Consider the following 8,856-nt stretch of genomic DNA (forward strand, 5'->3'; position numbering starts at 1 on the left):
GGGCGCGGCCAGCACGTTCGCCGGGGTCCCACTCGGGGCGGCCGGGCCTGCGGTCGAGGCGCCCGGCTGCACCGGGACCACCCGCTCGCCCTGCGCCTGCGCGTGACCCGGCGCGGGGTTGGGAGTGGTGGTCGGCGGGCCGTTCAGCGGCGGCACCGGCGCGCCCTGCGCGGGCGTCGGCGTGCCGATGACAGTCACCTCCCCACCGGGACCGAGCACCAGCCGGGCCGGGTCCTTGGCGGGGATCATGCCCAGTTCTCTGGCGCGCGCGGCCAATTCGGGGGCGGAGTCGGCGGCGGCGACCTCGCGCTGCAACGCGGCCCGCTCGTCGGCGAGCTTGCGGTTGACCGCCCTGGCGTCGCCGAGCTGGTAGCTGTCCTCGGCGGCGCGGGTGGTCAGCAGCAGCGTCAGGGCCAGACCGCAGCCGAGCAACCCGATGATCGCGGTGACGAAGGGAATCCGCCCGGCCATCGTCGAGCCCCGTTCGGGCAGCTCGATCCCGTCGAGCAGCTGCTCCCTGGTGCGCTTGCGCGCGTAGGCCCGCTGCGCGGCACCGGATTTCACCCGTTCGGCCGCCTCGACGCGACGGGCCGTACGCCCCGGCACGGCGACGGTGCTCGTCCGCACGCTCATCGTGTCCCCTCCTGTGTCCTCCCTGACCTCTCCGCGATCCGTTCGGCCGCGCGCATCCGCACCGGCGCGGATCGCGGATTGACCTCGATCTCGGACTCGGTCGCCTTCTCCGCACCTCGGGTCAGCATCCGGAACTCCGGTCCCATACCGGGCAATTCGACCGGCAGGTCCATCGGTGACCTGGACACGATCCGGGGCGCGAACTCCTGTTTGACCAGCCGGTCCTCCAGCGACTGGTACGACATGACGCAGATCCGCCCGCCGACGCGCAGCGAATCCAGGGCCGCGGGCAGCGCGGCCCGCAGCGAGTCGAGCTCGCCGTTGACCTCCACCCGCAGGGCCTGGAACGTGCGCTTGGCCGGATGACCGCCGGTGCGCCGCGCCGCGGCCGGAATGGTGTCGTAGAGCAGTTCGACCAGCTGGGCGCTGGTGCTGAACGGCGTGACCGCGCGCCTGCGCAGCACCTCCGAGGCGATCTTGCCCGCGAACCGTTCGTCGCCATAGGTTTTCAGCACCCGGGCCAGGTCGCCGTGGCTGTAGGTGTTGAGCACGTCGGCGGCGGTCGGGCCGGTGGTCGGGTCCATCCGCATGTCCAGCGGCGCGTCGACGGAGTAGGCGAAGCCGCGATCGGCCTCGTCGAGCTGCATCGACGACACCCCGAGGTCCATCAGAATCGCTGACACGGAGCCGAACTCGGGCAGGCCCGCCTGACTGAGCGCGTCGGCGATGCCGTCGTAGCGGGTGTGCACCAGGGTGATCCGGTCGGCGTAGGGCGCGAGCCGCTCGCCGGCCAGTGTCAGCGCGGTGGTGTCGCGGTCGAGCCCGACCAGGCGCGCGTGGGGATAGGTGCGCAGGAAGTGTTCGGCATGGCCGCCCAGGCCGAGGGTCGCGTCGAGGTAGACCGCGCCCGGCTCGCTCAGCGCGGGGCCGAGCAGCTCGTCGGCGCGGGTGAGCAGGACCGGCACATGACGGGGGTTCTCGGTGTCATGGTTCACCTCGACCTCCCGGGATACTGCCTCGCGTCGCAGACGGGTCGCCTTGCCACACAGTGCTTTTCGAATGAGATTGCGGTCTGAATGAAGCCGCTCCACCGCCCTTGCGGTGGAACCGGCGAATGCGTCGAGGTCTCTGACCGAGGCGCGGCACCTGGCGTCGGGGAAGTACGTCAGGGTCCACGCCCGGGCAGAGGCCTCGCAGCACTCGCGTGCTCCGAGCTAGAAGATCCCGCCCAGCGACTCGTCTCTGGCTTGCGCGTAGTCCTCCTCGTGCTCGGCGAGGTAGGACTCCCACGCCTGCTTGTCCCATATCTCGAGGAAGTCGACCGAACCGATCACCACGCAATCTCGCGTGAGATCGGCATAGCGTCGATGGTCCGGCGACAGCGTGATCCGGCCCTGTGCATCCGGACGTTGCTCGTCGGTGCCCGCCGCCAGCGCTCGGACGAAAGCCCTTGCCTGCGGGTTGCTTCGAGACGCCGCTGCGGCCCGCCGCGCGAGCGCGGTGAACTCGTCTTTCGGGTACACGGCCAGGCTGTGGTCTTGACCTTTGGTGACCATCAACCCTCCCGCCAGTTCGTCTCGAAACTTCGCAGGCAACGTCAGTCGCCCTTTGTCGTCCAGTCGGGGGGTGTAGGTACCGAGGAACATCTCGGCCACCTCCCTACTGGATCACCTCGCCGTACGGCCTCTCCTGTAGTGCGCGACCCACATTACCCCACTTTCCCCCACTTTCAATCGAAACCCCGGGTGATCTCGCTCCCCGCCAACACAATTCCGCAGGTCATGCCAGCTATCACCGAGATTCGGGGTTATCGCGTGTTCGGGCAACCCGCGCGGGTCGGCAACCCCTGGTTCCGACAACGTTCAGCAAACATCCCAGGTGCTACCGGCGGCGATGCGCGCCGTGGGGGCGCGGTGGGGAATGGTGGGGAAAGTGGGGGAACCGCCCTGACCATCGATCCGGCGGACCCCCACCGCCGAAACAGGCGAAGGCGGCGCCGCACCCGATCGGGTGCGGCGCCGCCTTCGATGCTGTTGCGCCTCGGCTACCGCCGAGCTACTCCTGCTCGAACCTTCGGCGGAACCGGTCTTCCATCCGCTCGGAGAAGCCGCCGGACTTGCGCGGACGACCACCGCGTCCGGTCGAGCCGCCCGTGGGGCCGGAGCCCGCGGCGGGGGTCTCGGACGAGTCCGGCCGAGCGGACCTGCGGGAGTTGCCGATCATGAGCAGGACGCCGGCGCCGAACATGGCGATGAAGCCGACGAGGCTGATGATCGGGAAACCGCCCGGCTTGAACGGGGCGGCGATGCCGGCGACGAGCAGGAACAGGCCGATGGCGAACAACGCCGCGGCCTGCAGTCTGCGTCGACTCGACGTGGAGCGAAGACGTCCGCCGCGGACGGACGAGGCGAACTTCGGATCCTCAGCATAGAGAGCGCTCTCGATCTGTTCGAGCATGCGCTGCTCGTGCTCGGAGAGTGGCACGGTACCTCCCCCGGCACTAGGCGTGGCTGGTCGCCTCCGGGTAGGCGACGGGTAGCCGACCTTGGCGGCTATCTGCTCCCCATGATACGAGTTCGATCGAAGCCGTACCACCTACTCGGTGATAACTAAGCAGTCATGTCCCGGTCGCGACTCGGCTGCGGGCGTGTCTTGACGGCGGCGACCAGCGCATCGTCGACGTCGTAGAGGAATGCGCCCACCCGTGAGCAGAACTCGTCGGCCCGGGTGTCGGTGACCGCGCGGTCCAGCCCGGCCTCCAGATCGGCCCGCAGTTGCGAGTGCGCCTCGAAGTAGTCCGCCCACATCGCGAATTCGGGGCTCGCACGCCGCAGCAGGACCCAGGCGCTGCGCGAGCGCGCCCGCGGCGCCCGATCGGCGCCGGTGAGCGCGATCATCGCGCCCGCGCCGCGCAGCGCGGCCAGATAGGCGGTGCGGAACCGCTCACCCGGATCGTGTTCCCAGGCCGAATCGGTGAGCAGGGCGTCGGCCTGACGTAGCAGCCCGCCCGTGCGACCGTCGTGCCCCGCGTGCTCCCGACCATCGTTGCGACCAGCCATTTGCTGCCCCTTTCGCCCCTCGCACAGATCGAACAAGCATTCGAACGTTTGAATTGAGATTGAATATAGGGACACCCACCGACAACTTCCGCGCCAGCGCGCCATCGACGAGAGCCATGACAGCCGTCAAGCCGAATCACACCCCAGCACCCGTCGTCGTCGACCTCAGCGTCGCCGCCTTGCGCGCGCGCCTGCACGACGCCCTGTCGGTGTATGTCGCCGCCATGGACTATCCGCGCGGCACCGAGCATCACCGCGCCCCGATGTGGACCGAGCACACCACCAGGGCCGGCTGGCGTGCCGTGGCCGCGGTGCTGCCCGACGACTCGGGCGGGGTCGACCTGCGCACCGCTCCGATCCTGGCGATCGCCTACGGCTACAGCGGCGCGCCGCGGCAGTGGTGGCATCAGCAGGTGCACACCGGCATGCGCCGGTGTGGCTGGCCCGAGGCCGCGACCCGCGAGCTGCTCGCCGACTACTTCGAGCTCACCGAGCTGCACGTGCATCCGGCGGCGCAGGGGCGCGGGATCGGCTCGACGCTGCTCGAGCGGCTGCTGGCCGACCGCGCCGAGGCCGCCGTGCTGCTGTCGACGCCGGAGGTGCCCGAGGAGGACAACCGGGCCTGGCGGCTGTACCGGCGAGCCGGATTCACCGATGTGATCCGCAATTTCGTCTTCGCGGGTGACACCCGGCCGTTCGCGATCCTGGGCAGGCGGCTGCCGCTGCCCCCGTCCGGCGCGTGAGGACGGCGGGCACGACCGTCGTCGTCGGGTCGGGGCACAACGCGCTGGTCGCGGCCTGCTATCTGGCGAAGGCCGGACAGCGGGTGCAGGTGCTCGAGCGCGACGAGGTGCCCGGCGGCGCGGTCTCGACGGTCGAGCGATTCCCTGGTCATCTGGTCGATCGCGGGTCCTCGGCGCACATCATGATCCGGCACACCGGGATCATCGAAGAGCTCGAGCTCGACCGCTTCGGGCTGCGCTACGTCGACTGCGATCCCTGGGGTTTCACGCCGTCCGACGGCGTGCGCGCGCCGCTCGTCTTCCATCGCGATCTCGACCGGACCTGCGCCTCGATCGCCGCGGCCTGCGGTGAGCGCGACGCCGAGGCCTACCGCCGCTTCGTCGGCGTGTGGGGCGAGCGCAGCGCGCGGGTGATGCGCGCGTTCGGCGGGCCCCCGACGCCGGGCAGGCTCGTCCGCTCGTTCTGGGGCCTGGACGCGCGCGACGGCGGCAGCGCCCTGTCGCGGGAGTTCCTGCAGACCGGGGACGCGCTGCTGGACCACTGGTTCGACGACGAACGCCTCAAGGCGTCGCTGGCCTGGTTCGGCGCGCAGTCGGGCCCGCCGATGTCGGAACCCGGGACGGCGCCGATGGCCGGTTTCGCCGCGCTCATGCACACGCTGCCGCCCGGCCGGGCCGTGGGGGGAAGTGGGGCGCTCAGCGCGGCCCTGATCGCCCGGCTGCGCGCCGACGGCGGCGAGCTGCACACCGGCGACGCCGTCACCGCCCTGCGCCGGATCGGCGACGGCTGGCGGGTGCGCACCGCCGCGGGCCGGGACCTGCACGCCGACACCGTGATCGCCGGCTCGCACATCCTGGCGACCCTGGAACTGCTGCGGGCCGGCGATTTCGACGCGGCCACCCTGGACGACTGGCAGCGCCGGATCCGGGTCGGCCCCGGCATCGGCATGGTGGTGCGCCTGGCCACCGACCGGCTCCCGGACTACCCCGGCGCCTGCCCCGCCGAATCCGCGCGCGGACTGCAGTTCCTCGTCGCGGACCGCAACCAGCTGCGGCGCGCGCACGGCGCGGCCCTCGGTGGTGCGCTGCCGCCTCGGCCGGTGGTGCTGGCGATGAGCTTCAGCGCGCTCGATCCCACCATCGCGCCGCCCGGCGAGCACCAGCTGTCGCTGTGGGCGCAGTGGCATCCCTACGCGCTGGCCGACGGCAGCGACTGGGCCGAACACGGCGAGCGCGAGGCGGACCGGATCGTCGCCGAGGTCGAGCGGTACGCCCCTGGCTTCGCCTCGTCGGTGCGGCAGCGGTTCGTGCAGACGCCGGTCGATCTGGAGCGCGAGATGGGGTTGCGCGGCGGCAATGTCATGCACGTCGAGATGTCGCTGGATCAGATGATGCTGTGGCGGCCGCTGCCGGAGTTGTCGGGACAGCGGGTGCCGGGCGCGCCCGGCCTGTACCTGACGGGCGCGTCGACCCATCCCGGCGGCGGTGTGTCCGGGGCCAGCGGCCGCAGCGCCGCTCGGCTCGTCCTCGGCGATCGCCGGATCCGCCGGTTCCCGTTCGCGCGCGGGCGATGAGACCTGGACTCGCCGTGTCGTTCTCGTGCGGCCCGGCATCGTCGCGGCGGATCCCGTCGCGACGACGGCGGTATCGGCTGCCAGCGGTGCGGTGCGCGCTGGAGCGCGGCGACGAGACTTCGGTGACGGCGGCGCGTGGTTCGAGGTCGTCGATCGGCAGGCGGAACCGGTGATCGATACCCGGCACCCTCGGTGGCTCGCGGACCAGCCGGGCCGGGGCGCGGCGGCGTTCGGTCGATGGTTACGCACCGAGCCGTCGCGCGCGTTGCCGACGGCCACGGCGATCCTGCTGGTCCTGGCGCAGATCGCCTATCCGTTGAGTGCGGGCACCATGCGTGACCGGATCACGATCGTCGTCGTCGCACTGTCGGCGGCGACCGCCCTCCTGCACGCGGCGACGACCCGCGGCGCGCGCTGGGCCATCGGGTTCTTCGTCATCGTGTCCGGGCTCGGGCTCGCCGCCGAGATCGTCGGCACGGCGACCGGGTTTCCGTTCGGCGATTACGCCTATGCCGTCGACCGGATCGGGCCCGCGCTCGCCGAGGTGCCACTGGTGGTCCCGCTGGCGTGGACCGGCGGGCTGTATCCGATCTGGATCGTGGCGGGACTGATCGCGTCGCGGGCGTGGGGTCGCGGCGGACTGTTCGTCGTCGGCGCGGTCGGCTGGGATCTGTTCCTCGATCCGCAGATGGTGGCCGACGGCCAGTGGACCTGGGCCGTCACCGATGCGGGGCTGCCCGCACTCCCCCAGATCCCGTACACCAACTACCTCGGCTGGGCGCTGGTCGCCACGCTGATGGCGGTGCTGCTGACCGTGCTCGACCGGCGGGTACCGCCCGCCCACGATCCGTCGGTGGCGGTTCCGGTGGCGGTGTTCGGCTGGACCTGGCTCGGCTCGGCCCTGGCCCACGCGGTGTTCCTCGGGCTACCCGCCTCGGCGATCTGGGGGTTCCTCGGCCTGGCCTCCCTCGGCATCCCGCTGCTGCTACGCGGGTTCGCGCGACACGGCGACCGCACGGCCTGACGTACCCGACAGCGGGCTGACCGGCGCCGCGTCCGCCCCGCCGCACGCGCGATTCGACGACGAATCGCCTGTTCGGCACCCCCGGTGGGCCCGTCGTGTGGGTTCTCGGGCCCGGGCCTGGCACGATGACATCCGTGCAGCCGAGTCTCGTCGCCGACATGCCCGCTCCTTCACCGCGTCGCTCCGCGCGTACCCGGCGCGTCACGGCCGTCGCCGTCCTGCTGGCGATGCTGGTGCCCGCCCTGGCCGGGTGCCTGCGCGTGCAGGTGTCGATGGGCGTGTCGTCCAACGACCGGGTGTCGGGACGGATCGTCGCCGCGGTGGTGCCGACCGGCCCCACCGACAAGGGCCCGCAGCTCGAGGCGCCGGACCAGCTGGCGGCGAAAGTGCGCGTCGAGAACTACAACCAGGACGGTTTCGTCGGCACCCAGGTGTTCTTCGACGACCTGTCCTTCGGCGAGGTCGGCCAGCTCGGCGGCCTGTCGGATCAGACCCAGGGCATGTTCACCCTCGAGTTCCAGCGCACCGGCGATCTGGTGAGCCTCAAGGGCCGCGTCGACCTGGAGTCGGTGCCGCCGCACGGCTCGGACGTGCAGTTCTCCATCGCGTTCCCGGCCCGCGTCGCCAAGACCAACGGCACCCGCGAGGGCGACAACACCGTGTCCTGGAAGCTGCCCGCGGGCGAGACCTCGACCCTGCGCGCCGAGGTGAAGTACGCCGACCCGAACACCCGCTCCTTCGCCGGCTGGGCGGGCATCGTCGGCGGCATCACCCTCGCCGTCGCCGCGCTGATCGCCGGTCTGGCCTTCCGCGACCGCAACCCCGGCCCGCCGAACGCGCCGCGCGGCGGCTTCTCGCCGCAGGAGATGTGGCGCGAGATCGCCAGCCGCAGGCTGGGCCGCTGACATGGGCGCGGCGGGCCGCTACCTGACCTGGGCGGGCACCGGTCTCGCCGCGCTGGGCGCGACCACCGCCGCCTACAACCTGGTCACGTTGCGCAACCTGCCGCGCCGGGTGGCGGGGGTGATCGAACCGGTGACCGTCTGCGTGCCCGCCCGCGACGAAGCCGAGCGCCTGCCCGAGCTGATCGGCGACCTGCGCGCCCAGACCGGCGTCCCCCGGCTGCGCGTACTGATCCTCGACGACGCCTCCACCGACCACACCTACGAAGCCGCCTCGGCCGCGATCGGCGGTGACGATCGGTTCACCGTGCTGCGCTCGGCCGCCCACCCGGCGCCCGGCTGGACCGGCAAGGCCGCCGCCTGCGCGCGGCTGGCCGCCCGCACCGACGCCGCGGCCCTGGTCTTCGTCGACGCCGACGTCCGGCTCGCCCCGCACGCGATCGCCGCGGCGGTCACCGAATTACGCAGGCGTGGAGCCGGTCTGGTGTCGGCCTGGCCGGTGCAGGAGTCCGGCTCGGCCACCGAACGCCTGGTCCAGCCGCTGCTGGCCTGGTCGTGGGCCTCGACGCTGCCGGTCGGCCCGGCCAATCACAGTCTGCGCCCGTCGACCGCGGTGGCGTGCGGACAGTTCCTGGCCGTCGACGCCGCGGCCTATCGCGCCGCTGGCGGCCACGCGGCCGTCGCCGCCAGCGCCACCGAGGACCTCGACCTGGCCCGAGCGCTGCGCCGGACGGGTCATCGCACCGCTTTGGTGGCCGCGGGCCCCAGCGCGGGCACCCGGATGTACGACGGCGCGGCCGAACTCACCGAGGGCTACACCCGCTGGCTGTGGTCGGCCTACGGCGGCCGGGTCGACGCCGGCGCCGCGGTGGGCGCGCTCGCGGCCCTGGCCTACTGGATCCCGCCGCTGGCCGCGCTCTG

At 72.1% G+C, this 8,856-nt stretch carries 9 protein-coding genes and 1 pseudogene; 5 read left to right on the forward strand and 5 right to left on the reverse strand.

Annotated elements, in window-relative coordinates:
- The 5 genes and pseudogenes from ATM97_RS00485 to ATM97_RS00505 form a co-directional block, all read right to left on the reverse strand.
- On the reverse strand, window positions 1-633 hold a 633-nt coding region (locus ATM97_RS00485; RefSeq protein WP_218715911.1), incomplete at its 3' end, for a hypothetical protein.
- Window positions 630-1,819: pseudogene (gene rsmH, locus ATM97_RS00490) on the reverse strand (16S rRNA (cytosine(1402)-N(4))-methyltransferase RsmH). The pseudogene rsmH and the gene ATM97_RS00485, both read right to left, overlap by 4 nt.
- Window positions 1,820-1,847: 28 nt before the next feature.
- Window positions 1,848-2,279 (reverse strand): division/cell wall cluster transcriptional repressor MraZ, encoded by a 432-nt coding sequence (gene mraZ / locus ATM97_RS00495; RefSeq protein WP_218715918.1) that lies wholly within the window; start codon window positions 2,277-2,279, stop codon window positions 1,848-1,850.
- Window positions 2,280-2,688: 409 nt separating this feature from the next.
- Window positions 2,689-3,117: a DUF3040 domain-containing protein gene (locus ATM97_RS00500; protein ID WP_218715913.1), complete on the reverse strand. Its 429-nt coding sequence runs from the start codon at window positions 3,115-3,117 to the stop codon at window positions 2,689-2,691.
- A 125-nt stretch (window positions 3,118-3,242) separates the two neighbouring features.
- Window positions 3,243-3,692, reverse strand: coding sequence for an SAV_6107 family HEPN domain-containing protein (locus tag ATM97_RS00505; protein WP_218715914.1), 450 nt, complete (start codon window positions 3,690-3,692; stop codon window positions 3,243-3,245).
- Between the two features lie 116 nt (window positions 3,693-3,808).
- Between ATM97_RS00505 and ATM97_RS00510 the strand changes: the two genes are divergently transcribed.
- The 5 genes from ATM97_RS00510 to ATM97_RS00530 all read left to right on the forward strand — a co-directional run.
- Window positions 3,809-4,435 (forward strand): N-acetyltransferase, encoded by a 627-nt coding sequence (locus tag ATM97_RS00510; RefSeq protein WP_218715915.1) that lies wholly within the window; start codon window positions 3,809-3,811, stop codon window positions 4,433-4,435.
- A complete protein-coding gene (locus ATM97_RS00515) occupies window positions 4,432-6,009 on the forward strand; it encodes an NAD(P)/FAD-dependent oxidoreductase (protein WP_218715916.1) in 1,578 nt (525 codons plus the stop codon). The genes ATM97_RS00510 and ATM97_RS00515 overlap by 4 nt, the downstream gene beginning before the upstream one ends.
- Window positions 6,010-6,274: 265 nt before the next feature.
- A complete protein-coding gene (locus ATM97_RS00520; RefSeq protein ID WP_255586532.1) occupies window positions 6,275-7,033 on the forward strand; it encodes a carotenoid biosynthesis protein in 759 nt (252 codons plus the stop codon).
- A 158-nt stretch (window positions 7,034-7,191) separates the two neighbouring features.
- Window positions 7,192-7,938: a DUF3153 domain-containing protein gene (locus ATM97_RS00525; RefSeq protein ID WP_218715920.1), complete on the forward strand. Its 747-nt coding sequence runs from the start codon at window positions 7,192-7,194 to the stop codon at window positions 7,936-7,938.
- Between the two features lies 1 nt (window position 7,939).
- Window positions 7,940-8,856 (forward strand): glycosyltransferase (locus tag ATM97_RS00530; protein WP_218715917.1); only part of this gene is annotated, 917 nt, incomplete at its 3' end.

Origin of the sequence: Nocardia sp. MH4, from assembly GCF_019266065.1 — a bacterium.
Lineage (GTDB): Bacteria > Actinomycetota > Actinomycetes > Mycobacteriales > Mycobacteriaceae > Nocardia > Nocardia canadensis.